Source organism: Enterobacter sp. Y17 (genome assembly GCF_019730495.1).
In the GTDB taxonomy this organism is placed as follows: Bacteria; Pseudomonadota; Gammaproteobacteria; order Enterobacterales; family Enterobacteriaceae; genus Enterobacter; species Enterobacter asburiae_B.
Genome location: NZ_JAASKP010000006.1, coordinates 99,817 through 122,785, shown reverse-complemented (window position 1 = coordinate 122,785; position 22,969 = coordinate 99,817). Strand labels below are relative to the sequence as shown.

Annotated in this window: 21 protein-coding genes; 17 read left to right on the top strand and 4 right to left on the bottom strand. The window is 58.9% G+C overall.

The window, feature by feature from the left end:
• Positions 1 to 2 precede the first annotated feature (2 nt).
• From phnL to phnP, 5 genes are read left to right on the top strand one after another with little or no spacing between them, the layout of a single operon-like run.
• Entirely contained in the window at positions 3 to 683 is a 681-nt protein-coding gene (phnL, locus tag HCH49_RS19960; RefSeq protein ID WP_064672971.1) for a phosphonate C-P lyase system protein PhnL, read from the top strand.
• On the top strand, positions 680 to 1,816 hold the full coding sequence (gene phnM / locus HCH49_RS19955; protein ID WP_069303539.1) for an alpha-D-ribose 1-methylphosphonate 5-triphosphate diphosphatase: 1,137 nt from the start codon (positions 680 to 682) through the stop codon (positions 1,814 to 1,816). Before phnL ends, phnM begins: the two co-directional genes overlap by 4 nt.
• Positions 1,813 to 2,364 carry a ribose 1,5-bisphosphokinase gene (gene phnN / locus HCH49_RS19950; protein ID WP_152594386.1) on the top strand — a complete coding sequence of 184 codons (552 nt, stop codon included), beginning with the start codon at positions 1,813 to 1,815 and terminating at the stop codon, positions 2,362 to 2,364. Before phnM ends, phnN begins: the two co-directional genes overlap by 4 nt.
• Complete coding sequence (gene phnO / locus HCH49_RS19945) at positions 2,357 to 2,791, top strand: aminoalkylphosphonate N-acetyltransferase (protein ID WP_210867582.1); 435 nt, start codon at positions 2,357 to 2,359, stop codon at positions 2,789 to 2,791. Before phnN ends, phnO begins: the two co-directional genes overlap by 8 nt.
• A gap of 9 nt (positions 2,792 to 2,800) precedes the next feature.
• Entirely contained in the window at positions 2,801 to 3,559 is a 759-nt protein-coding gene (gene phnP, locus HCH49_RS19940; protein WP_048979060.1) for a phosphonate metabolism protein PhnP, read from the top strand.
• A gap of 40 nt (positions 3,560 to 3,599) precedes the next feature.
• Here the strand turns inward: phnP and yjdP are convergent, their stop codons facing one another.
• Together yjdP and HCH49_RS19930 are read right to left on the bottom strand one after the other, a co-directional pair.
• Entirely contained in the window at positions 3,600 to 3,923 is a 324-nt protein-coding gene (yjdP, locus tag HCH49_RS19935; RefSeq protein ID WP_033144428.1) for a DDRRRQL repeat protein YjdP, read from the bottom strand.
• Between the two features lie 69 nt (positions 3,924 to 3,992).
• Entirely contained in the window at positions 3,993 to 6,275 is a 2,283-nt protein-coding gene (locus tag HCH49_RS19930) for an ATP-binding protein (protein ID WP_221703281.1), read from the bottom strand.
• 233 nt (positions 6,276 to 6,508) lie between these two features.
• Between HCH49_RS19930 and HCH49_RS19925 the strand changes: the two genes are divergently transcribed.
• From HCH49_RS19925 to HCH49_RS19900, 6 genes are all read left to right on the top strand, one after another.
• Complete coding sequence (locus HCH49_RS19925; protein WP_023310078.1) at positions 6,509 to 8,029, top strand: sugar ABC transporter ATP-binding protein; 1,521 nt, start codon at positions 6,509 to 6,511, stop codon at positions 8,027 to 8,029.
• On the top strand, positions 8,026 to 9,021 hold the full coding sequence (locus HCH49_RS19920; RefSeq protein ID WP_032662554.1) for an ABC transporter permease subunit: 996 nt from the start codon (positions 8,026 to 8,028) through the stop codon (positions 9,019 to 9,021). Before HCH49_RS19925 ends, HCH49_RS19920 begins: the two co-directional genes overlap by 4 nt.
• Positions 9,022 to 9,053: 32 nt before the next feature.
• Positions 9,054 to 9,995 carry an ABC transporter substrate-binding protein gene (locus HCH49_RS19915; protein ID WP_021242935.1) on the top strand — a complete coding sequence of 314 codons (942 nt, stop codon included), beginning with the start codon at positions 9,054 to 9,056 and terminating at the stop codon, positions 9,993 to 9,995.
• A gap of 115 nt (positions 9,996 to 10,110) precedes the next feature.
• Complete coding sequence (locus HCH49_RS19910; RefSeq protein ID WP_221703280.1) at positions 10,111 to 10,797, top strand: D-lyxose/D-mannose family sugar isomerase; 687 nt, start codon at positions 10,111 to 10,113, stop codon at positions 10,795 to 10,797.
• 10 nt (positions 10,798 to 10,807) lie between these two features.
• Positions 10,808 to 11,668, top strand: a complete 861-nt coding sequence (locus HCH49_RS19905) for a ketose 1,6-bisphosphate aldolase (RefSeq protein WP_033144425.1) — start codon at positions 10,808 to 10,810, stop codon at positions 11,666 to 11,668.
• A complete protein-coding gene (locus HCH49_RS19900; protein ID WP_039262394.1) occupies positions 11,668 to 12,672 on the top strand; it encodes a carbohydrate kinase family protein in 1,005 nt (334 codons plus the stop codon). The genes HCH49_RS19905 and HCH49_RS19900 overlap by 1 nt, the downstream gene beginning before the upstream one ends.
• Here HCH49_RS19900 and HCH49_RS19895 read toward each other — a convergent pair.
• A complete protein-coding gene (locus HCH49_RS19895) occupies positions 12,669 to 13,400 on the bottom strand; it encodes a response regulator (RefSeq protein ID WP_221703279.1) in 732 nt (243 codons plus the stop codon). The two genes, HCH49_RS19900 and HCH49_RS19895, sit on opposite strands and share 4 nt — an antisense overlap.
• Positions 13,401 to 13,656: 256 nt before the next feature.
• On the opposite strand from HCH49_RS19895, the gene fdhF reads away from it, so the two are divergent.
• From fdhF to HCH49_RS19880, 3 genes are all read left to right on the top strand, one after another.
• Positions 13,657 to 15,804, top strand: a complete 2,148-nt coding sequence (gene fdhF / locus HCH49_RS19890; protein WP_221703278.1) for a formate dehydrogenase subunit alpha — start codon at positions 13,657 to 13,659, stop codon at positions 15,802 to 15,804.
• Positions 15,805 to 16,127: 323 nt separating this feature from the next.
• Positions 16,128 to 16,280, top strand: a complete 153-nt coding sequence (locus HCH49_RS19885; RefSeq protein WP_221703277.1) for a Hok/Gef family protein — start codon at positions 16,128 to 16,130, stop codon at positions 16,278 to 16,280.
• Between the two features lie 121 nt (positions 16,281 to 16,401).
• The gene (locus tag HCH49_RS19880; protein ID WP_064672981.1) at positions 16,402 to 17,076 is read left to right on the top strand and encodes a tetratricopeptide repeat protein; all 675 of its coding nucleotides are present in this window, start codon (positions 16,402 to 16,404) and stop codon (positions 17,074 to 17,076) included.
• Positions 17,077 to 17,159: 83 nt separating this feature from the next.
• Here the strand turns inward: HCH49_RS19880 and gltP are convergent, their stop codons facing one another.
• Positions 17,160 to 18,473, bottom strand: coding sequence for a glutamate/aspartate:proton symporter GltP (gene gltP, locus HCH49_RS19875; RefSeq protein ID WP_023310067.1), 1,314 nt, complete (start codon positions 18,471 to 18,473; stop codon positions 17,160 to 17,162).
• Positions 18,474 to 18,896: 423 nt separating this feature from the next.
• Here gltP and acs point away from each other — a divergent pair, with 423 nt between their 5' ends.
• The 3 genes from acs (at position 18,897) to actP (ending at position 22,951) form a co-directional block, all read left to right on the top strand.
• Entirely contained in the window at positions 18,897 to 20,855 is a 1,959-nt protein-coding gene (gene acs, locus HCH49_RS19870; protein ID WP_048976116.1) for an acetate--CoA ligase, read from the top strand.
• A 135-nt stretch (positions 20,856 to 20,990) separates the two neighbouring features.
• Complete coding sequence (locus HCH49_RS19865; protein WP_023310065.1) at positions 20,991 to 21,305, top strand: DUF485 domain-containing protein; 315 nt, start codon at positions 20,991 to 20,993, stop codon at positions 21,303 to 21,305.
• Entirely contained in the window at positions 21,302 to 22,951 is a 1,650-nt protein-coding gene (actP, locus tag HCH49_RS19860; RefSeq protein ID WP_033144419.1) for a cation/acetate symporter ActP, read from the top strand. Before HCH49_RS19865 ends, actP begins: the two co-directional genes overlap by 4 nt.
• Positions 22,952 to 22,969: the final 18 nt, after the last annotated feature.

Below are 22,969 nucleotides of genomic sequence, written 5' to 3'. Positions count from 1 at the left end.
ACATGATCCACGTACAAAACGTAAGTAAGACCTTTGTGCTCCACCAGCAAAACGGCGTGCGCCTGCCGGTGCTGCAAAATGCCTCGTTAGAGGTCAGCAGCGGCGAATGCGTGGTGCTGCACGGCCATTCCGGCAGCGGAAAATCCACCCTGCTACGCTCCCTGTACGCCAACTATCTGCCGGATGAAGGCCACATTCACATTCGCCACAACGATGAATGGGTCGATCTGGTGCAGGCCCCCGCGCGCAAAGTGCTGGAAGTGCGCCGCACGACGATCGGCTGGGTCAGCCAGTTTCTGCGGGTGATCCCGCGGATCTCCGCTCTGGACGTGGTGATGCAGCCGCTGCTGGATCTCGGCGTGCCGCGCGAAGCCTGCGCCGCCAAAGCCGCCAGCCTGCTGACGCGCCTCAACGTGCCGGAGCGCCTGTGGCATCTCGCCCCGTCGACCTTTTCCGGCGGTGAACAGCAGCGCGTCAATATCGCCCGCGGGTTTATCGTCGACTACCCGATTTTACTTCTGGATGAACCCACCGCCTCGCTCGACGGCAAAAACAGCGCCGCCGTGGTGGAACTGATCGAACAGGCCAAAGCGCGCGGCGCGGCGATCGTCGGGATCTTCCACGACGACGCCGTACGCAGCCGCGTGGCGGACAGATTGCACCCGATGGGGGTCCACGCATGATTATCAATAACGTCAGGCTGGTGCTGGAAAATGAAGTGGTTAATGGCTCGGTTGAAGTCCATGAAGGCGTTATTCGCGCCTTTGCCGAAACCCAAAGCCGTACCCCTGAAGCGATGGACGGTGAAGGCGGCTGGCTGCTGCCGGGGCTGATTGAGCTGCATACCGATAATCTGGACAAATTTTTCACCCCGCGCCCGAAAGTCGACTGGCCCGCCCATTCGGCGATGAGCAGCCATGACGCGCTGATGGTCGCCAGCGGCATCACCACCGTGCTGGACGCGGTGGCGATTGGCGACGTGCGCGACGGCGGCGATCGCCTGGAGAATCTGGAGAAGATGATCAACGCCGTGGAGGAGACGCAAAAGCGCGGCCTCAACCGCGCCGAGCACCGTCTCCACCTGCGCTGCGAGCTGCCGCACCACACCACCCTGCCGCTGTTTGAAAAACTGGTCGGGCGCGAGCCGGTCTCGCTGGTCTCCCTGATGGACCACTCGCCGGGGCAGCGCCAGTTCGCCAACATTGAAAAGTATCGCGAATACTATCAGGGCAAATATTCTCTCAGCGATGCGGAGATGGCGCGCTACGAGGAAGAGCAGCTGGCGCTTGCCGCGCAGTGGTCGCAGCCAAACCGTCTCAGGATTGCCGCGATGTGTCGTGACCGCAATATCGCGCTGGCCAGCCATGACGACGCCACGCACGATCACGTGCGCGAATCCCACCAGCTTGGCAGCGTGATCGCCGAATTTCCCACCACGTTTGAAGCGGCTGAAGCCTCCCGCAGGCACGGCATGAACGTGCTGATGGGCGCGCCAAACATCGTGCGCGGCGGATCGCACTCCGGCAACGTCGCGGCAAGCAGGCTAGCCTCCCTTGGCCTGCTGGATATTCTCTCGTCCGACTACTACCCCGCCAGTCTGCTGGATGCGGCGTTCCGGGTGGCCGACGACGAGAGCAACAGCTTTACGCTGCCGCAGGCGATTCGCCTGGTGACGAAAAACCCGGCCTCGGCGCTTAATCTTCAGGATCGCGGGGAAATCGCCGAGGGTAAACGCGCGGATCTGGTGCTGGCCCACCGCAAGGGCGAGCACGTTCACATCGACCACGTCTGGCGTCAGGGAAAAAGGGTGTTCTGATGGGAAGGCTCATCTGGTTAATGGGGCCCTCCGGCTCCGGTAAGGACAGCCTGCTGTCCGCCTTACGGCAGCGGGAACATCCGCAACTGCTGGTCGCGCATCGCTATATTACCCGCGCGGCCAATGCCGGGAGTGAAAACCATATCGCCCTGAGCGAGCAGGAGTTTTTCATCCGTGCCGGGCAAAACCTGCTGGCGCTGAGCTGGCATGCCAACGGTTATTACTATGGGATCGGCATCGAGACCGATCTGTGGCTGCATGCGGGCTTCGACGTGCTGGTTAACGGCTCGCGTGCGCATCTGCCGCAAGCGCGCGCCCGCTATGAGGCGGCTCTGCTGCCGGTCTGCCTGCAGGTTTCGCCGGACGTTCTGCGCAGCCGGTTGCAAAGCCGGGGGCGTGAATCAGCCCGTGAGATCGATCAGCGGCTTGAGCGCGCGGCCCGCTATGCCCCGTCGGACTGCCACATCCTCAATAACGACGGAAGTTTGCTACAGTCAGTCGATACCTTTTTATCGCTTATCCGTCAGAAGGAGAAACAGCATGCCTGACTGCCAGCTTCGCCCCGCCACAGCCGACGATGCGCAGAGTGTTTACGCCCTGATCTGCGAGCTCAAGCAGGCAGAGTTCGACCATCAGGCGTTCCACACCGGGTTTCTTGCCAACCTGCAGGATCGCAACATGCGCTACCAGCTTGCGGAGAGAGAGGGACAGGTCATCGGCATGATCGGTCTGCACATGCAGTTTCACCTGCACCACGCGCGCTGGATCGGCGAGATCCAGGAGCTGGTCGTAATGCCGCAGGCGCGAGGGTTAAAGGTCGGAAGTCAGCTGCTCGCCTGGGCGGAAGAGGTAGCGCGACAGGCTGGCGCTGAACTGACCGAACTTTCCACCAGCGTGAAGCGCACCGACGCGCACCGTTTTTACGTTCGTGAAGGATACACGCAGAGCCATTTCCGATTCACCAAACCGCTGTAGAGGTGCGCTATGAGTCTGACCATCACGTTGACGGGAACGGGTGGTGCCCAGCTGGTGCCGGTCTTTGGCTGCGACTGCGCGGCGTGTCGCCGGGCGCGCCTGCAGGATAACTATCGCCGTCGCCCGTGCAGCGCGGTGGTGAAATTCAACGATGCCGTCACCCTGCTGGATGCCGGTATTCCGCACCTGATGGACGATTGGCCGGCGGGCAGCTTCCAGCAGTTCTTGCTCACCCATTACCATATGGATCACGTTCAGGGGCTGTTCCCCCTGCGCTGGGGCGTGGGGGCGACGATCCCGGTTTACGGTCCGCCGGACGACGCCGGATGCGACGACCTGTTTAAGCACCCCGGCATTCTGGATTTCAGCCACACGGTCGAACCGTTTGTGATGTTTGAGCTTCAGGGTTTGCGGGTCACGCCGCTGCCGCTCAACCATTCGAAACTGACCTTCGGGTATTTGCTGGAATCGGCCCACAGCCGCGTGGCCTGGCTCTCCGACACCGCCGGACTGCCGGAAAAAACGGTGAAGTTCCTGCTCAACAACCAGCCGCAGGCAATAATTATCGACTGCAGCCATGAGCCGCGCGAGGAAACGCCGCGAAACCATTGCGACTTAAATACCGTGATTGCGTTAAACGAAGCGATTGGCTGCCCGCAGGTGATCCTGACGCACATCAGCCATCAGTTTGACGTGTGGATGATGGATAATCCGCTGCCGCAGGGCATAGAAGCGGGCTATGACGGGATGGTGCTGGTGCTGGATTAGGTTTTCTCCCTCTCCCGTGGGAGAGGGCAACAGGCCGCACTTAGCCTCGATCGTAATCGTCTTCTAACCTGCGCTCATCCTCTTCCAGACGACGTCTGTCGTCATCCAGCTGACGCTGACGTTCATCTAAACGACGGCGTCTGTCTTCAAGCTGCCGACGACGATCGTCGTATTGTCGACTGTCGATTTGACGGCTGCGGTCATAACGATCGTCGTCGTCATTGCTGCGGCTGCTGCTGGGGTTATAGGCATCGTTGATCGCCTGCTGAATGTTGCCAATAGCATCATCAACAATATCGGCATGAGCCAGTTGGCTGGTGAGTGACAGCAGACCGAATAACAGAGCAGTTGAGTAACGTTTCATAAGGCCAGACTCGCAGGTGAACTGGCCTTACGATAATGAACGGCGGGAAGCCGGGGTAGCGGAGGAATCTCAAATTACCATAACCTTGCGCAGCGCCTGCGCCAGCTGCACCCGCGTAAACGGCTTACGCAGTAGCGGGACGTCCGGCAGCTGAGGGTTATGCGCGGGCCGTAGATCCTGGCCGCTGATCAGCAGCACAGGAAGCTGCGGATAATGGCTGCGCACATGGTTAATCACCTCGGCGCCGCTGAGGCTGCCGGGCAGCATCAGGTCGCTGATAAACATGCCAATATCCGGCGACGCCGCCAGCATGTTCAGCGCCTGCTCGCCGTTGCCCGCTTCCAGCGTCAGGTAGCCGAGCTGATGCAGCTGCTCGCACAGGGTTTGCCGAACATCGGCTTCATCTTCCAGCACCAGCACCAGCCGCTCGCTATCGACGGAGGCGGTGGCTGACAGCGCTTCATCGTCTGCCGCAGCAGGCAGCACCGAGCGCGGGAGGTGAAGCCGAACGGTCGTTCCCTGCCCCGGCGCGCTTTCAATTTCCACGCGGCCGCCGGACTGGCGCACAAAGCCGTAGACCATCGACAGGCCTAATCCGCTCCCGCTTCCGGTCTGCTTGGTGGTGAAGAACGGTTCAAAGACCCGGGATTTCACCTCCTGCGACATGCCGCTGCCGCGGTCAATGACCTCCAGCGCCACCATATCCTGCCTGCGCCCGTCGCTGCGGGTGACGCGCTGATTCCAGGTCCGAATTTTAATCACCCCGCTTTGCCCTTCCATCGCATCGCGCGCGTTCATCACCAGGTTGATGATGGCGTTTTCCAGCTGGCTAACGTCAATCCACGCGGGCCACGCCGGGGTTTGCGCTTCAATCTCCAGGGTCAGGGTGGCAGGCAGGGAGTGGCGCATCAGTTCCCGGAGGTTCTCCAGCAGCGGCAGCATCTCTACCGCATGCGGCGTCAGGGACTGCTTGCGGGAAAATGCCAGCAGGCGCTGCGTCAGTAAGGCACCCCGCTCGGCCGCCTTCAGCGCCCGGGTAATGCGCGGCGCGTCTTTCGATTCGGGGTCGGTGAGCTCAAGGCTGCCGATGATCACCGCCAGCAGGTTGTTAAAATCATGCGCCAGCCCGCCGGTCAGCTGTCCGACCGCCTTCATCTTCTGGCTGTGCAGCAGCGCCTCTTCCAGCCCCTGACGCTCAACGCGGTCGATCTCCATCTGCGTGGTTTTCTCTTTCAGCAGGCGCGTGGTGTGCTCAAGCGAGGCGGTATTGCGGGCAAACACGTTAAACGCGCGCGCCAGCTCGCCCAGCTCATCGCGCCGCTGGAGGGCGGGAACGGAGACATCCTGCTCGCCGTGAGCAAGGCGCGACATCGCCCGGGAAATCGCCGTCAGGTTAGAGGCCAGATTGCGATAGATATACCAGCAGGCGCACCCGGTAATGATCAGCGCCAGCACGGCGAAGAAGCTGATAAACACGCTGATGGACTGCAGCTCGTGATGGCTCTGGGCCGTGCGAAGCCGGGAGGCCTGCGCCACCTGCCCGACGTACTGATTAATGTCGCTGTTGAGGATCGCCACCAGCGCCTTGATGTGGAACATATACCAGCTTATCGCCAGATCGCTCTCTTCCAGCTGCTTCGACAGCGGGGCGAGCTTGCCTAACTCGGCATTAAAATCAGGCAGAACCCCCTTCACGACCGGCTGTACGGCACTCCGGGGCAGCGCAGCGGCCACGGCGTCCAGCTGCTGAACGGTCGCGCGCGGCGAAGGGGTGTCGATGGCGGCAGCGATCAGCCGGTCCATCTCCATCAGCTGCTGCGCATCCGGCACGTTGCTGTCGTAACGGCGGTTGATGTCCTGCAGATGACGCAGGTAGCTCTGGCTTTGATAGAGCGAACTGAGCAGCGCGTTACGCTCCAGATGGCGCCGCTGGCCGCGCTCAAGCATCTCCGTCACGCTCTGCTGTAGCTCATTGCTTCGTTGAATAATGCGCGCCACCAGCGCCGGCTCCTGCTGCGCCAGCGGCGCTTCCGCAAGCTGTTCCAGCGAGCGGCGCAGCGCCATTTGCGTCTGCTTCAGGCGCTCGGCTTCGCCTTTATATTCCAGCGCCCCGACGACCTGCGAAAGCCGCACCGCCGCCGTCGCCACGTTGGCGGTATCGCGAGCCAGGTTCATGCTGCCGGTCATATCGTCCAGCGTTTGCTGCTGAACCTGCTCCTGGATTTGACTGGCGTGACGAAAGCCGAGCACCGCCACGCCGCTCACCATTAGCGTCACGGCGACCACCAGCAGATTAAAAATCAGCAGGCGGCCTCGGGCGCTGGCGAAAAAGGGCGGGCGGCGTGATGGCATGGATTTAGGCTCCTGTGCGGTTTGGTGTCCCCTCACCCTAACCCTCTCCCCAAAGGGGCGAGGGAATGATTTGCTCCCTCTCCCTTTCAGGGAGAGGGCCGGGGTGAGGGTAGTTCAATAACTGTGATCTACATTAGCTATTCATAACTATGACAAATATGAACAGCTTCTGACATTTTGCATTTACGCACCTGTGATGAAGTGCAGATATCGGCATTCGCAGGAGATCCGCCATGAGCAGAACCCCGGTATTAGAGATGCGCAGCATTGCCAAAACGTTTGGCAGTTTCCACGCGCTCAAGGGTGTGGATTTGACGGTCTTTCCCGGAGAGATCCACGCGCTGATGGGCGAAAACGGCGCGGGAAAAAGCACGCTGATGAAAATCCTCGCGGGAGCCTATACCGCCACCAGCGGTGAGATCCTGATCGACGGTCAGCCGTTTCACATTAAAGGGCCGAAAGATGCGCTGGCCGCAGGCATTACCCTGATTTATCAGGAGATGCAGCTCGCGCCCAACCTGACCGTTGCCGAAAATATCTTTCTTGGCAGCGAGCTGTCGCGCGGCGGGATGGTGCAGCGCAAAGAGATGGCCGCCCAGGCGCAGGCGGTGATTGAGCGCCTCGGCGCACAGTTCAATGCCACCGACCTGGTGATGAAGCTGACCATCGCCGAGCAGCAGCAGGTGGAAATCGCCCGCGCGCTGCACCGCAACAGCCGCATTCTGGTGATGGATGAGCCCACCGCCGCCCTCTCCTCGCGGGAAACGCATCGCCTGTTTGAACTGATTTTGCGCCTGCGCGATGAAGGGATGGCGATCATCTATATCAGCCACCGCATGGCGGAAGTGTATGAACTTTCTGACCGCGTCAGCGTTCTGCGCGACGGGCAGTACGTCGGCAGCCTGACGCGCGACAAGCTAAACGCCTCCGAGCTGGTGCGCATGATGGTGGGCCGCCCGTTAAGCGATCTGTTCAACAAAGAGCGTGATATTCCCCTCGGCAGCCCGCGCCTCAACGTCCACCACCTCACCGACGGTAAAAAGGTACAGCCGTGCAGCCTGCAGGTCCGTTCCGGCGAAATCGTCGGGCTGGCGGGCCTGGTTGGGGCCGGGCGCTCCGAGCTGGCGCAGCTGATCTTTGGGGTGCGCAAAGCCACCGGCGGCATGATTGAGGTCGACGGCGAGCCGGTGGTGATCCACTCCCCGCGCGCGGCCATCGAGAACGGCATCGGTTTTCTCACCGAAAACCGCAAGGAGCAGGGGCTGTTTCTGGAGCTGGCGGCGCAGGAGAACATCACCATGGCGACGCTGGAGCGCGACGCCACCTTCGGTATGTTAAACCGCAAAAAAGCCCAGTCGATTTCCGATGACGCCATTGCCCTGCTTAACATCCGCGTGCCCCATTCGCAGGTGCGCGCGGGCGGGCTGTCCGGCGGCAATCAGCAAAAGCTGCTGATCTCCCGCTGGGTGGCCATAGGTCCGCGCATTCTGATTCTGGACGAACCCACGCGCGGCGTGGACGTCGGCGCGAAAAGCGAGATCTACCGCATCATGAACCAGATGGCGCGCAAAGGGGTGGCGATTTTAATGATCTCCAGCGAGCTGCCGGAAGTGGTGGGCATGAGCGACCGGGTGTACGTGATGCGGGAAGGCAGCATTGCGGGTGAACTCCACGGGCGCGACATCTCTCAGGAAAACATTATGACGCTGGCAACCGGCGTGAACGACACTCATCATCAGGCGGTGCAATCATGACAACTCCAACCCATCCGCAGCAGGTGGCGAAATCCGCCTCCGCCAAAAAAATGCTGATGAGCGATCTGATGCAAACGGTCGGCATCCTGCCGATTCTTATCCTGATTGTGGCGGTATTTGGCTTTATCGCCCCGAACTTCTTCACCGAGAGCAACCTGCTCAACATTACCCGTCAGGCGTCGATCAACATCGTGCTGGCGGCGGGAATGACCTTCATCATTTTAACCGGCGGGATTGACCTCTCCGTGGGCTCGATTCTGGGCACCACGGCGGTAGCGGCGATGGTGGTCTCGCTTATCCCTGAATTTGCGATGCTCTCCATTCCGGCCGCGCTGATGCTAGGCATGGTGCTGGGCCTGTTCAACGGCGCGCTGGTGGCCTTTGCCGGGCTGCCGCCCTTCATTGTGACGCTCGGCACCTATACGGCGCTGCGCGGCGCGGCGTATCTGCTGGCGGACGGCACGACGGTCATTAACTCCAACATCAGCTTCGAGTGGATCGGCAATAACTACCTCGGCCCGATCCCGTGGCTGGTAGTCATTGCCCTTGCGGTGATTGCTATCTGCTGGTTCATCCTGCGCCGCACCACGCTCGGTGTCCACATCTACGCGGTGGGCGGCAACATGCAGGCGGCGCGACTGACCGGCATTAAGGTCTGGCTGGTGCTGCTGTTTGTCTACGGCATGAGCGGCCTGCTCTCCGGGCTCGGCGGCGTGATGAGCGCCTCGCGCCTCTACAGCGCCAACGGCAACCTCGGCACGGGCTACGAGCTGGATGCGATTGCGGCGGTGATCCTCGGCGGCACCAGCTTCGTCGGCGGGATCGGCACGATCACCGGCACGCTGGTCGGCGCATTAATCATCGCCACCCTCAACAACGGCATGACGCTGATGGGCGTCTCCTACTTCTGGCAGCTGGTGATCAAAGGGGCGGTGATCATCATAGCGGTGCTGATCGACAAATACCGTACCCGACACCATCAAAGTGCATAACAACAAAACCCTACAGCTTCGAGGAAAACAACATGCGTTTGAAACCGTTAGTGACCGCGCTCTGTGCTGGCGCGCTGCTTGCCGCAACGCCGTTTGCGCAGGCAAAAGATCTGAAGTCCATCGGCGTGACGGTGGGCGACCTGGCTAACCCGTTCTTCGTGCAGATCACCAAAGGTGCCGAGCTGGAAGCGCGCAAGCTGGCAGGCGATAACGTCAAGGTGACGCTGGTCTCCAGCGGTTACGATCTGGGCCAGCAGGTGGCGCAGATCGATAACTTCATTGCCGCGAAGGTGGACATGATCATCCTCAACGCCGCGGATTCCAAAGGGATCGGCCCGGCGGTGAAGCGCGCGAAGGACGCCGGGATCGTGGTCGTTGCGGTTGACGTGGCGGCGGAAGGGGCGGATGCGACCATCACCTCCGATAACACCCAGGCGGGCGAAATGGCCTGTAAGTACATTACCGATCGCCTGAAAGGCAAAGGCAACGTGGTGATCATCAACGGACCACCGGTCTCTGCGGTGCAAAACCGCGTCGAAGGTTGTCAGACGGAATTCAAAAAACATCCGGATATCAAGGTGCTCTCGGATAACCAAAACGCCAAGGGCAGTCGTGAAGGCGGTCTGGAAGTCATGACCTCCCTGCTGGCGGCCAATCCGAAGATCGACGGCGTGTTTGCGATTAACGATCCGACGGCGATCGGTGCCGATCTTGCCGCGAAACAGGCTCAACGCAACGAGTTCTTTATCGTCGGCGTGGATGGCAGCCCGGACGGTGAGGAAGCGCTGAAGCGCGAAAACTCCCTGTTTGTCGCGACCCCGGCGCAGGATCCGCAGGTGATGGCGGCAAAAGCGGTGGAGATCGGCTATGACATTCTACAGGGCAAACCTGCGCCGAAAGCGCCGGTGCTGATCCCGGTGACGATGATCGATAAAAAGAACGTCGGGACCTATAAGGGCTGGACGGTTAAGTAACCTCGTTGCGGCCTGATGCCCACACCCTAACCCTCTCCCACAGGGAGAGGGAACTTACTCCCCCTCCCCCTTGAGGGTGAGGGCTAGGGTTTTGCAAAAAAAGCCAGGAGTCCCCATGAAACGCTCCGACATCAATGAAATTCTCGGCCACACGCGACAGTTTTTTTCCATGCACGACGTGCACCTCCCGCCGTTTGCCAGCTTCCCGCCCACAAAATGGCAGCAGCTTGACCAGGCCGCATGGCAGGAAGTGTTCGACCTCAAGCTCGGCTGGGACGTGACGGCGTTCGGCGGCAACAGCTTTGCCGCTGAGGGCCTGACGCTGTTTACCCTGCGCAACGGCTCGCCCAACGGCGTGCCTTATGAAAAGTGCTATGCCGAAAAAATTATGCACGTGCGCGACGGCCAGGTGACGCCGATGCATTTTCACTGGCGCAAGCGGGAAGACATCATCAACCGGGGCGGCGGGAATCTGATTATTGAGTTATGGAATGCCGGGGCGTATGAAGAGACGGAAAACACCGACGTGACGGTCACCGTCGACGGCTGTCGTCAGACCCACGCGCCCGGCAGCCAGCTGCGCCTCACGCCAGGGGAAAGCATCTGCCTGACACCCACTCTGTACCACAGCTTCTGGGGCGAACGCGGCTTCGGCGACGTGCTGGTTGGGGAGGTGTCATCGGTAAACGACGACGAGCACGACAACCACTTTTTGCAGCCCGTTGCCCGCTATAACAACATCGAAGAAGACGAACCGGCGCTGCTGGTGCTGTGCAACGAGTACAACCTGTTCCGGATATAAGGAGTAAATGATGCCATTGATCTCTCTTGCCGACGGTCTGGAGCACGCCAGGGCGCATCGCTACGCGCTGGGCGCGTTTAACGTGCTCGACTCCCACTTCCTGCGCGCGCTGTTCGCCGCCGCGAAGCAGGAACGCTCGCCGTTTATTATCAACATCGCCGAAGTGCATTTTAAGTACGTCTCCCTGGATTCGCTTGTCGAAGCGGTTAAGTTCGAAGCCGCCCGTCACGATATTCCCGTGGTGCTCAACCTCGACCACGGCCTGCATTTCGAGGCGGTGGTGCGCGCCCTGCGCTTAGGGTTCAGCTCGGTAATGTTCGACGGCTCTACGCTGAGCTATGAGGAGAACATTCGCCAGACGCGGGAGGTGGTGAAGATGTGCCACGCGGTCGGCGTGTCGGTGGAGGCGGAGCTGGGCGCGGTCGGTGGCGATGAAGGCGGCGCGCTGTACGGGCATGCGGATGAAGCGTTCTTTACCGACCCGCAGCTGGCGCGCGAGTTTGTCGATTCAACCGGCATTGACGCGCTGGCGGTTGCCATCGGCAACGCGCACGGCAAATACAAGGGCGAGCCAAAACTCGATTTCCCACGCCTGGACGCCATTCGCCAGCAGACGGGCCTGCCGCTGGTTTTACACGGCGGCTCCGGGATTAGCGATGCCGACTTCCGCCGCGCCATCGAGCTCGGCATTCATAAAATCAACTTCTACACCGGCATGTCGCAGGCCGCACTCGCCGCCGTTGAGCAGCGCATGGCGAACCGCCAGCCGCTGTACGATGAATTTGCCGAACTGCTGCTGGGGATAGAAGAGGCGATTGCCGATACGGTCGCCGAACAGATGCGCATCTTCGGCAGCGCGGGGCAGGCATAATGGAACGCAAAGGCATCATCGCCGCAGGCAACATGCTGGTGGATCACGTCCACCAGATCGTGCAGTGGCCGGAGCGCGGCTGGCTGGCGGAAATTACCCACAGCGAACGCTCCACCGGCGGCGCGCCGCTCAACGTGCTGCTGACGCTGGCGAAAATGCACGTTGGCCTGCCGCTGCAGGCGGTGGGGCTGATTGGCGAAGATGCCGACGGGGATTACATTCTGGCGATGCTGGACCAGTACCACGTCAACCGCCAGCGCGTCCAGCGCACCACCTTTGCACCAACCTCCATGTCGCAGGTGATGACCGATCCCAGCGGACAGCGCACCTTTTTCCACTCGCCGGGCGCCAACCGCCTGCTGGATCTTCCCGCCTTCGATCGCTTAGACGGATCGATGAAGATCTTCCATCTCGGCTACCTGCTGCTGCTCGACAGCCTGGATATGCCCGATGACGAGTTTGGCACCCGCAGCGCGCGCCTGCTGGCGCAGATGCGCGACCAGGGGTATGAAACGTCGCTCGATCTGGTTTCCCGCAAGGGCGACCCGCGCTATCAGCCGCTGGTGCTCCCTGCCCTGCGCCACCTTGATTATCTGGTGATTAACGAGCTGGAAGCCGGGGAGTTTAGCGGACTGGAGATGCGCGACGCCGACGATGCGCTGAATATCGCCCATATCGCCGATGCCGCGACGCAGCTGCTGGCGGCAGGCGTTCGCCAGAGGGTGGTGATCCACTGCCCGGAAGGCGCGTGGGGTGAAGCACCGGGTGAGCAAGGCCGCTGGATCCCATCATGGTTGCTGGAGCAAAAAGAGATTGTCGGCAGCGTTGGCGCGGGCGATGCGTTTTGCGCGGGGTTTTTATACGGCTGCCACGAATCGCTCCCGCTCACGGAGAGCATTTATCTGGCGCACGCCTGCGCGCGGGCCAGCCTGCTGGCCGCCAACGCGATTGACGGCGCGAAAACGCTGGCCGAGCTGCAGCTGTTTATCAAAGAGAATACCTAGGCCGCTTTCTCGCTATGGGAAACATCGGTGGCAAACACATAGCCCAGCCCACGGATGGTTTTGATGAGCGCAGGCTGATGCGGGTTAGCCTCTATCTTCCGGCGCAGGCGCATGATCAACACATCAATCGTGCGGTCGAACACGTCCGCACTTTCGCTGTGGGTCAGCTCAAGCAGCCGGTCACGGCTCAGCACCCGACGGGCATTTTGCGTGAGCGCCAGCAGCAGGCCGTACTCGCCCTGGGTTAAGGGGACAGGGTTACGCTGCGGATCGCTCAGCTCACAGCGGGTGGTATTAAGCGTCCATCCGTTAAAAGCAATGCCCGCTACGGGCGCTGCGGGGACTTCCGCCGCCAGTACGCCGGTACGGCGCAATACCGCTTTTACGCGGGCGACCACCACGCGCGGGTTGAACGGTTTGCCAATATAATCGTCGGCCCCCATCTCCAGCCCCACCACCACGTCTGACTCACTGCCCAGCCCGGTTAACATGATCACCGGTAGCGCCGGGCGCTGCTTTTGCAGCTGCAGCAAAACCTGTAAGCCGTTGATATCCGGCAGCATCATATCCAGCAGCACCAGCGCGATATTCGGCTCCTGTTGTACCTGCCGCAGTGCATCCTGGCCGTTATGGCAAATAAGCACGCTAAAGACGTGCTCGCTCAGCACGTCCTGAAGCAGTTCGCAGACTGCCGTATCGTCATCAACCACCAGGATCGCCGGTTTCATCGTATGCTTCCGTCAGGGGATTATGTTAAGTCTGAACCATTCTGCCGTCGGCTCCAGTCAAATGGTTTTTTCAGTGACGGAAATTCAACCCATGTCACATCCGCTGCCCTGTCGACACGTCAATTTTGACGATTGGCTGCTTTTTGTCAGGGTTTTCATCGCGAAGGGACCGTAAAGTCAGGGTATACCCATACAAAAAACATGGCATAGAAGCTGCATAGTGGGTGCGAATGATTCGATTAACTGGAGCAGACTGATGAAAAAAGTCGTCACGGTTTGCCCTTATTGTGCCTCAGGTTGCAAGATCCACCTGGTGGTCGATAACGGCAAAATCGTCCGGGCGGAGGCCGCACAGGGGAAAACCAACCAGGGCACGCTATGCCTGAAAGGTTACTACGGCTGGGATTTTATTAACGATACCCAAATCCTCACCCCGCGCCTGAAAACCCCTATGATCCGCCGCGAGCGCGGCGGCAAGCTGGAAGCCGTCTCCTGGAGCGAGGCGCTGGATTACGTCGCCACGCGTCTGAGCGCTATCAAGGCCAAGTATGGCCCGGATGCGATTCAGACCACCGGCTCTTCACGCGGGACGGGGAATGAAACCAACTATGTGATGCAAAAATTCGCGCGCGCCGTTATTGGAACCAATAACGTCGACTGCTGCGCTCGCGTTTGACACGGCCCATCGGTTGCAGGTCTGCACCAGTCGGTCGGTAACGGCGCAATGAGTAATGCCATCAACGAGATAGATAACACCGATCTCGTCTTCATCTTTGGTTATAACCCGGCGGATTCTCACCCTATCGTCGCGAACCACGTTATTCGCGCTAAGCAGAACGGGGCGAAAATCATCGTCTGCGATCCGCGCAAAATTGAAACCGCGCGCATTGCGGATATGCACATCGCGTTGAAAAACGGCTCGAACATCGCGCTGTTGAACGCAATGGGGCACGTCATTATTGAGGAGAACCTGTACGACCAGGCGTTTGTCGCGACCCGTACGGAAGGCTTTGAAGAGTATCGGAAAATTGTCGAAGGCTATACGCCAGAGTCGGTGGAAACAATCACCGGCGTCAGCGCGCAGGAGATCCGCCAGGCGGCACGGATGTATGCCGGGGCGAAAACCGCCGCCATCCTGTGGGGAATGGGCGTGACCCAGTTCTATCAGGGCGTGGAAACCGTGCGTTCTCTGACGAGCCTCGCGATGCTGACCGGCAATCTGGGTAAAGCGCACGTCGGCGTCAACCCGGTACGTGGTCAGAATAACGTCCAGGGCGCCTGCGATATGGGCGCGCTGCCGGACACCTACCCGGGCTACCAGTACGTGAAGTTTCCGGAAAACCGCGCTAAGTTCGCGAAGGCCTGGGGCGTGGAAAGCCTGCCGGAACACACCGGGTATCGCATCAGCGAGCTGCCGCACCGCGCGGCGCACGGCGAAGTACGTGCGGCCTACATCATGGGTGAAGATCCGCTTCAGACCGACGCCGAGCTGTCTGCTGTGCGCAAAGGGTTTGAGGATCTGGAGCTGGTGATTGTCCAGGATATCTTCATGACCAAAACCGCGGCGGCGGCGGATGTGATTCTACCGTCAACCTCCTGGGGCGAGCATGAAGGCGTCTACACGGCGGCGGACCGCGGCTTCCAGCGCTTCTTTAAGGCGGTCGAGCCGAAGTGGGACCTGAAAACGGACTGGCAGATCATCAGCGAAATCGCCACCCGCATGGGCTACCCGATGCGCTACAACAACACTCAGGAGATCTGGGACGAGCTGCGCAGTCTGTGCCCGGACTTCTACGGGGCAACCTACGAAAAAATGGGTGAGCTGGGATACATCCAGTGGCCGTGTCGCGATGAGTCCGAAGCCGACCAGGGGACGTCATACCTCTTTAAAGAGAAGTTCGACACCCCGAACGGGCTGGCGCAGTTCTTCACCTGCGACTGGGTCGCGCCGATCGATAAACTCACCGACGAGTATCCGATGGTGCTCTCCACCGTGCGTGAAGTGGGCCACTATTCCTGTCGTTCGATGACCGGCAACTGCGCCGCGCTGGCGGCGCTGGCGGACGAACCGGGCTACGCGCAAATCAACACTGCCGACGCAGAGCGCCTCGGCATTGAGGATGAAGCGCTGGTGTGGGTGAACTCGCGCAAAGGCCGGATCATTACCCGTGCGCAGGTCAGCGATCGTCCGAACAAAGGGGCGGTCTATATGACCTACCAGTGGTGGATTGGCGCCTGTAACGAGCTGGTGACGGAGAACTTAAGTCCGATAACCAAAACGCCGGAGTATAAATACTGCGCCGTACGCGTGGAGCCGATTGCGGATCAGCACGCTGCGGAACAGTATGTCATCGACGAATATAACAAGCTGAAAGCCCGACTGCGCGAAAGCGCAATGGGCTGAAGCCGTTAATTAATCAGTGAATAAAGGGAGTGAGATATTCACTCCCTTTTTATTTCCGATTAACTCATCAAATATATGAATTATTATTCTGGAAAGCGGCTCGCAGAAATAATGTAATTTTCGCGAAAAAGAATTACATGTTTGCATTTTAATTCAGAGGGATAAGATGTGCGGCGGGTGCTTAAGACTTTCTGTCTTGAGCATTGTTGAGGGACAGAAAGTAGAAAGCCCCGGGAAATTTTCATTTACCCGAGGCTACTCTCCCTCAACTCCGACAAGTTGAGAGTAGCCTCTTATTCTTTTTTTGACAAGGAGTAAAAGGCATGACGCCATTAAAAACTGCGTTAGGCATCGTCTTTATTATTTGCCTGATGATAGTGATCTTTATCTTTATTACTCGAGGTAAGTTATGCGAGTTTTCAATAAAGGGTGAACATCAGGAGGTGGCGGCAAAATTAGCCTGTAACGCAGGCTAACCTCTACGGGCGGAACCACTGTTCCGCCCGGCTTGCAGGATGCTGAGGTCTTAATGCACCCATTTTTTTCTTCTGTCGCCGCGATTATACTGCGCGGCGTGTACCCCGATGATAAGAACCCATGAAACATATTTTTCTGTTGTTGTTACTTTTTACATCGCTTGTCCGTGCCGACGAGATTGGCAGTCAGTACAAAGAACAGGCTGAAGCGGGTGACGCCCGTGCCCAGTATTATTTGGCCGATACATACTTTAGCTCCGGTGACAGCAAGCAGGCCGCGCTGTGGGCCGAGAAAGCCGCTAAAGGTGGCGATGTCGACGCCATGGGGCTGCTCTCTCAAATCCTCTTTACCCAGGGAAATTATGCGCAAGCTAAGGCACTGGCGCAGCAGGCAACCATCGCGGGCAGCAAACGCGGCGCGATCATGCTGGCGCGCGTGCTGGTCAACACTCAGGCAGGTACAACCGACTATCCCCAGGCCATCAAACTGCTGCAAACGGCGACCGAAGATATCGACAACGACTCTGCGGTAGATGCGCAAATGCTGCTGGGGCTGATTTATGCCAACGGCGTTGAAGTGGTCCAGGACGACGTACAGGCCGCCTCGTGGTTCAAGCGGAGCTCGGCACTTTCACGCACGGGCTACGCCGAGTACTGGGCGGGGATGTTGTTCAGGCAGGGTGAGAAAGGCTTTATCACGCCCAATAAGCAGAAAGCGCTGTACTGGTTGAACCTGAGCTGCACTGAAGGGTTTGATACGGGATGCGAAGAGTTTGATGCGCTGAGCGGAGAGTAAAGCATTGCCCGGTGGCGCTGCGCTTACCGGGCCTACGGCTTGTGTAGGCCGGGTAAGGCGAAGCCGCCACCCGGCTTTTAACATTACTGGTCAGCCGTCTTATCAAAACGACCCAGCACCTCGCGTTCATACGCCAGCGCTTTTTTACGATCGAATTTGTGTTCCCACTTGGCGATAACCAGCACCGCCAGGGCATTCCCCACCACGTTCAGCGCGGTACGCGCCATGTCGAGGATACGGTCGACACCGGCGATAAACGCCAGACCTTCCAGCGGAATACCGACGCTGCCAAGCGTCGCCAGCAGCACCACAAAGGAGACGCCCGGAACGCCTGCAATACCTTTGGACGTCACCATCAGCGTCAGCACCAGCACGATCTCCTGCCACAGCGACAGGTCAATGCCGTACAGTTGCGCAATAAAGATAGCGGCGATGCTCTGGTACAGCGTCGAACCGTCCAGGTTAAAGGAGTAGCCGGTTGGTACCACGAAGCTGGTAATAGAGGCAGGCGCGCCGTAGGCTTCCATCTTCTCAATGATGCGCGGCAGCACGCTCTCAGAACTTGCCGTGGAGTACGCCAGAATCAGCTCGTCTTTCAGAATGCGAATCAGGATCCAGATGCTCAGCCCGCACAGGCGCGCCACGATCCCCAGCACCACCAGCGCAAAGAACAGAATGGCGAAGTGCACCAGGAGCACCAGCTTCGCCAGCGGCCACAGGGAGGCAAAACCGAAGTTCGCCACGGTGACGGCGATAAGCGCAAACACCCCTACCGGCGCGTAACGCATCACCATGTGCGTCACTTTGAACATGGTTTCGGAGATAGAGCGGAACACGGTCACCAGCGGCTCACGGTGCGTCGCCGGCAGGGAAGAGAGCCCCAGACCAAACAGCACCGAGAAGAAGATGATAGGCAGCATCTCGCCCTTCGCCATCGACGCCACGATATTGGTCGGCACCAGCGACAGGATAGTGCCCATCAGGCCATGCGCATGGCTCTGCACGTCAGCGGTCGTACTTTGGTATTTCGAAATATCCACCGTTGCCAGCTGCGACATATCAATCCCGGAACCCGGCTGGAACACGTTCGCCAGCGTGATACCGAGGATAATCGCAACCGTAGTGATCACTTCGAAATAGATAATGGTTTTCGCACCAATACGGCCTAACTGCTTCGCATCGCCGACGCCCGCAATACCGACCACCAGCGTCGAGATCACAATCGGCACCACGATCATCTTGATCAGATGAATAAAGATATCCCCTGCCGGTGAAAGCAAGTTCGCAATCAGCCATTCGCGGCTGTCGCTATGATAGTGGAGGTAACTGCCCAGCAAGATGCCCAGCACAAGGGCGATTAAGATCTGCCAGGCAAGGCTGACTTTAACGTTTTTCATAGAAACTGACTTCCTCAATGAAGCGCCTTGTTCACTCAAACTGCATGAACAGGGAGACATACTGAAAGGGTATGAATTGTGTTGCGTTGGTTTATGGGATTTTTTAACGCGGCGTATGAGTATCATTTGCGCGACCTGTTGCGCAAGCCTTAAAGAACGACGCGTTTCACTCACAAAAGCGACGATGACGGGAGTTTGTTCTAATTCTGATAAATAACCTTTTGTTATAAAAACGCTTTTTTAAACATAAATGTGAATAATCGTCAGCATCAATTATTTTCCTTCAAAGTTTCATTCGCTCAATTTTCATACTCTTCAAACAATGCGTGATCTGTAGCCCAAATAATAAACAAAGCTTGTAAAGCCCCTACAATTAACGTTTTTGCGACATATTATTAACATCTTACAAGGAGAAAAAAAGCCATGAGCCAAATACATAAACACGACATTCCCGCAAATATTGCGGACCGTTGCCTGATCACCCCGGAGCAGTACCACGAGAAATATCAGCAATCTATCACCGCCCCGGACACCTTCTGGGGTGAGCAGGGTCATATCCTTGACTGGATCAAACCTTATCAGAAGGTGAAGAACACCTCCTTTGCGCCCGGCAATGTCTCCATTAAATGGTATGAAGATGGCACCCTGAACCTGGCGGCGAACTGCCTCGATCGTCACCTCGCCGAGCGCGGGAATGAGACGGCCATCATCTGGGAAGGCGATGACGCCTCGCAAAGCAAACATATTACGTACAAAGAGCTGCACCGCGACGTGTGCCGCTTCGCCAACGTCCTGCTGGAAAAGGGCATTAAAAAAGGCGATGTGGTCGCTATCTATATGCCGATGGTGCCGGAAGCTGCGGTGGCCATGCTGGCCTGCGCGCGTATCGGCGCGATCCACTCGGTGATTTTCGGCGGGTTCTCGCCAGAGGCGGTTGCGGGCCGTATTGTCGATTCCAGTTCAAAACTGGTGATCACCGCCGATGAAGGCGTGCGCGCCGGACGCGGTATCCCACTGAAGAAAAACGTCGACGAAGCGCTGAAAAACCCGAACGTCAAAACGGTCAGTAACGTCATCGTCCTTAAGCGTACCGGCGGCAAAATCGACTGGACCGAGGGGCGCGACCTGTGGTGGAGCGACCTGATTGAGAACGCGAGCGACCAGCATCAGCCGGAAGAGATGAACGCAGAAGATCCGCTGTTCATTCTTTATACCTCCGGCTCCACCGGTAAGCCGAAAGGCGTCCTGCACACCACCGGCGGCTATCTGGTCTATGCGGCCACCACCTTCAAATACGTCTTCGACTACCATCCGGGCGACATCTACTGGTGTACCGCCGACGTGGGCTGGGTTACCGGACACAGCTACCTGCTGTACGGACCGCTGGCCTGTGGCGCAACAACGCTGATGTTTGAGGGCGTACCAAACTGGCCGACCCCGGCGCGTATGTGTCAGGTGGTCGACAAACACCAGGTCAACATTCTCTACACCGCGCCAACGGCGATCCGCGCACTGATGGCGGAAGGCGATAAAGCCATCGAAGGCACTGACCGCTCTTCATTGCGCATCCTCGGTTCCGTGGGTGAGCCAATCAACCCGGAAGCCTGGGAGTGGTACTGGAAGAAAATCGGCAACGAGAAATGCCCGGTGATGGACACCTGGTGGCAGACCGAAACCGGCGGCTTCATGATCACTCCGATGCCGGGCGCCACGCAGCTGAAGGCCGGTTCCGCAACCCGTCCGTTCTTCGGCGTGCAGCCTGCGCTGGTGGATAACGAAGGCAACCCGCTGGAAGGCGCCACCGAAGGCAACCTGGTGATCACAGACTCCTGGCCGGGTCAGGCGCGTACTCTGTTCGGCGATCACGATCGCTTCGAGCAGACCTACTTCTCGACCTTTAAAAACATGTACTTCAGCGGCGACGGCGCGCGTCGTGACGAAGACGGCTATTACTGGATAACCGGGCGCGTGGACGACGTGCTGAACGTCTCCGGCCACCGTCTGGGCACCGCTGAGATTGAATCGGCGCTGGTATCGCATCCGAAGATTGCCGAAGCGGCGGTTGTGGGCATTCCGCATAACATCAAAGGCCAGGCGATTTACGCCTATGTCACTCTGAACCACGGCGAAGAACCGTCGCCTGAGCTCTACGCTGAGGTGCGCAACTGGGTGCGTAAAGAGATTGGCCCGCTGGCGACGCCGGACGTGCTGCACTGGACCGACTCGCTGCCGAAAACCCGTTCCGGCAAAATTATGCGTCGTATTTTGCGCAAAATCGCGGCTGGAGACACCAGCAACCTCGGTGATACCTCAACGCTCGCGGATCCTGGCGTGGTGGAAAAACTGCTCGAAGAGAAGCAGGCCATCGCGATGCCTTCCTAGTGTTTTCTCCCTCTCCCTGTGGGAGAGGGCTGGGGTGAGGGCATCAGACCGCACCTTCCTCCCCTCACCCTAACCCTCTCCCCAAAAGGGAGAGGGGACTAAAAACAAACCTACCTTACCTTTGGAGACTCTGTGATGAATAACGATATTTGTCAGCAGATAGAGAATAGTGCGCACTACAGGGAGCTCGTCGATAAGCGGCAACGGTTTGCCTTCATCCTTTCCATCATCATGCTGGTTATCTACGTCGGCTTTATTCTGCTGATCGCCTTTGCCCCGCACTGGCTGGGCACCCCGCTGCACGAGGGAACCAGCGTGACGCGCGGTATTCCGATTGGCATTGGCGTGATTGTGATTTCATTCCTGCTGACCGGCGTCTACGTCTGGCGCGCGAACGGTGAATTCGATCGACTTAATAAAGCGGTACTGCAAGAGGTAAAAGCATCATGAAGAGAGTTCTGACGGCGCTCGCCGCCACGCTTCCCTTTGCCGCCCACGCGGCGGATGCCATTACCGGCGAGGTCCAGCGCCAGCCAACCAACTGGCAGGCCATTGTGATGTTCCTGATTTTCGTCCTGCTGACGCTGTACATCACCTACTGGGCGTCGAAACGCGTGCGCTCCCGTAACGATTACTACACCGCGGGCGGCAACATTACCGGCTTCCAGAACGGGCTGGCGATCGCGGGTGACTTTATGTCCGCCGCCTCGTTCCTCGGGATCTCCGCGCTGGTGTATACATCCGGCTATGACGGCCTGATTTATTCCCTCGGCTTCCTCGTCGGCTGGCCGATCATCCTGTTCCTGATTGCCGAACGCCTGCGTAACCTGGGCCGCTATACCTTCGCTGACGTGGCCTCCTATCGCCTGAAGCAGGGGCCGATTCGCACCCTCTCCGCCTGCGGTTCGCTGGTGGTGGTGGCGCTGTACCTGATTGCGCAGATGGTCGGCGCGGGTAAATTGATCGAACTGCTGTTCGGCCTGAACTACCACGTCGCGGTGGTGCTGGTTGGCGTGCTGATGGTGATGTACGTGCTGTTCGGCGGCATGCTGGCAACCACCTGGGTGCAGATCATCAAAGCCGTCCTGCTGCTGTTCGGCGCCAGCTTTATGGCCTTTATGGTGATGAAGCACGTCGGATTCAGCTTCAATAACCTGTTCACCGAGGCGATGGCGGTCCACCCGAAAGGGGAAGCGATCATGAGCCCGGGCGGGCTGGTGAAAGACCCGATATCCGCGCTCTCGCTCGGTCTCGGCCTGATGTTCGGTACCGCGGGCCTGCCGCATATCCTGATGCGCTTCTTCACCGTGAGCGATGCGCGTGAAGCGCGCAAGAGCGTCTTCTACGCCACCGGTTTCATGGGTTACTTCTATATCCTGACCTTTATCATCGGCTTTGGCGCGATCATGCTGGTGGGGGCGAACCCGGCGTTTAAAGACGCGGCGGGCGCGCTGATTGGCGGTAACAACATGGCGGCGGTGCACCTGGCGGACGCGGTGGGCGGTAACCTGTTCCTCGGCTTTATCTCCGCCGTGGCCTTCGCCACCATTCTTGCGGTGGTTGCAGGGCTGACGCTCGCCGGCGCGTCTGCGGTGTCGCATGACCTCTACGCCAACGTTATCCGCAAAGGCGCGAGCGAGCGCGACGAGCTGAAGGTCTCGAAAATCACCGTGCTGGTGCTGGGCGTCGTGGCGATTCTGTTAGGCATTCTGTTCGAGAAGCAGAACATCGCCTTTATGGTGGGGCTGGCCTTCTCGATTGCGGCAAGCTGTAACTTCCCGATCATCCTGCTCTCCATGTACTGGTCGAAGCTGACCACGCGCGGCGCGATGATTGGCGGCTGGCTGGGGCTGCTGACGGCGGTGATCCTGATGATTCTGGGCCCGACCATCTGGGTGCAGATCCTCGGTCACGCAAGCGCTATCTTCCCGTATGAATACCCGGCGCTGTTCTCTATCGCCGTGGCGTTTATCGGCATCTGGTTCTTCTCGGCCACCGACAATTCGCCGGAGGGTAACCTGGAGCGAGAGAAATTCCGCGCCCAGTTCATCCGTTCTCAAACCGGCCTGGGCGTTGAGCAGGGCCGCGCGCACTAAGCCTTTCTCCCCGGTCAT

Coding starts and splice junctions, on each gene's coding strand:
- phnL (WP_064672971.1), top strand. CDS start 3: ATGATCCACGTACAAAACGTAAGTAAGACCTTTGTGCTCCACCAGCAA.
- phnM (WP_069303539.1), top strand. CDS start 680: ATGATTATCAATAACGTCAGGCTGGTGCTGGAAAATGAAGTGGTTAAT.
- phnO (WP_210867582.1), top strand. CDS start 2,357: ATGCCTGACTGCCAGCTTCGCCCCGCCACAGCCGACGATGCGCAGAGT.
- phnP (WP_048979060.1), top strand. CDS start 2,801: ATGAGTCTGACCATCACGTTGACGGGAACGGGTGGTGCCCAGCTGGTG.
- yjdP (WP_033144428.1), bottom strand. CDS start 3,923: ATGAAACGTTACTCAACTGCTCTGTTATTCGGTCTGCTGTCACTCACC.
- HCH49_RS19930 (WP_221703281.1), bottom strand. CDS start 6,275: ATGCCATCACGCCGCCCGCCCTTTTTCGCCAGCGCCCGAGGCCGCCTG.
- HCH49_RS19925 (WP_023310078.1), top strand. CDS start 6,509: ATGAGCAGAACCCCGGTATTAGAGATGCGCAGCATTGCCAAAACGTTT.
- HCH49_RS19920 (WP_032662554.1), top strand. CDS start 8,026: ATGACAACTCCAACCCATCCGCAGCAGGTGGCGAAATCCGCCTCCGCC.
- HCH49_RS19915 (WP_021242935.1), top strand. CDS start 9,054: ATGCGTTTGAAACCGTTAGTGACCGCGCTCTGTGCTGGCGCGCTGCTT.
- HCH49_RS19910 (WP_221703280.1), top strand. CDS start 10,111: ATGAAACGCTCCGACATCAATGAAATTCTCGGCCACACGCGACAGTTT.
- HCH49_RS19905 (WP_033144425.1), top strand. CDS start 10,808: ATGCCATTGATCTCTCTTGCCGACGGTCTGGAGCACGCCAGGGCGCAT.
- HCH49_RS19900 (WP_039262394.1), top strand. CDS start 11,668: ATGGAACGCAAAGGCATCATCGCCGCAGGCAACATGCTGGTGGATCAC.
- HCH49_RS19895 (WP_221703279.1), bottom strand. CDS start 13,400: ATGAAACCGGCGATCCTGGTGGTTGATGACGATACGGCAGTCTGCGAA.
- HCH49_RS19885 (WP_221703277.1), top strand. CDS start 16,128: ATGACGCCATTAAAAACTGCGTTAGGCATCGTCTTTATTATTTGCCTG.
- HCH49_RS19880 (WP_064672981.1), top strand. CDS start 16,402: ATGAAACATATTTTTCTGTTGTTGTTACTTTTTACATCGCTTGTCCGT.
- gltP (WP_023310067.1), bottom strand. CDS start 18,473: ATGAAAAACGTTAAAGTCAGCCTTGCCTGGCAGATCTTAATCGCCCTT.
- acs (WP_048976116.1), top strand. CDS start 18,897: ATGAGCCAAATACATAAACACGACATTCCCGCAAATATTGCGGACCGT.
- HCH49_RS19865 (WP_023310065.1), top strand. CDS start 20,991: ATGAATAACGATATTTGTCAGCAGATAGAGAATAGTGCGCACTACAGG.
- actP (WP_033144419.1), top strand. CDS start 21,302: ATGAAGAGAGTTCTGACGGCGCTCGCCGCCACGCTTCCCTTTGCCGCC.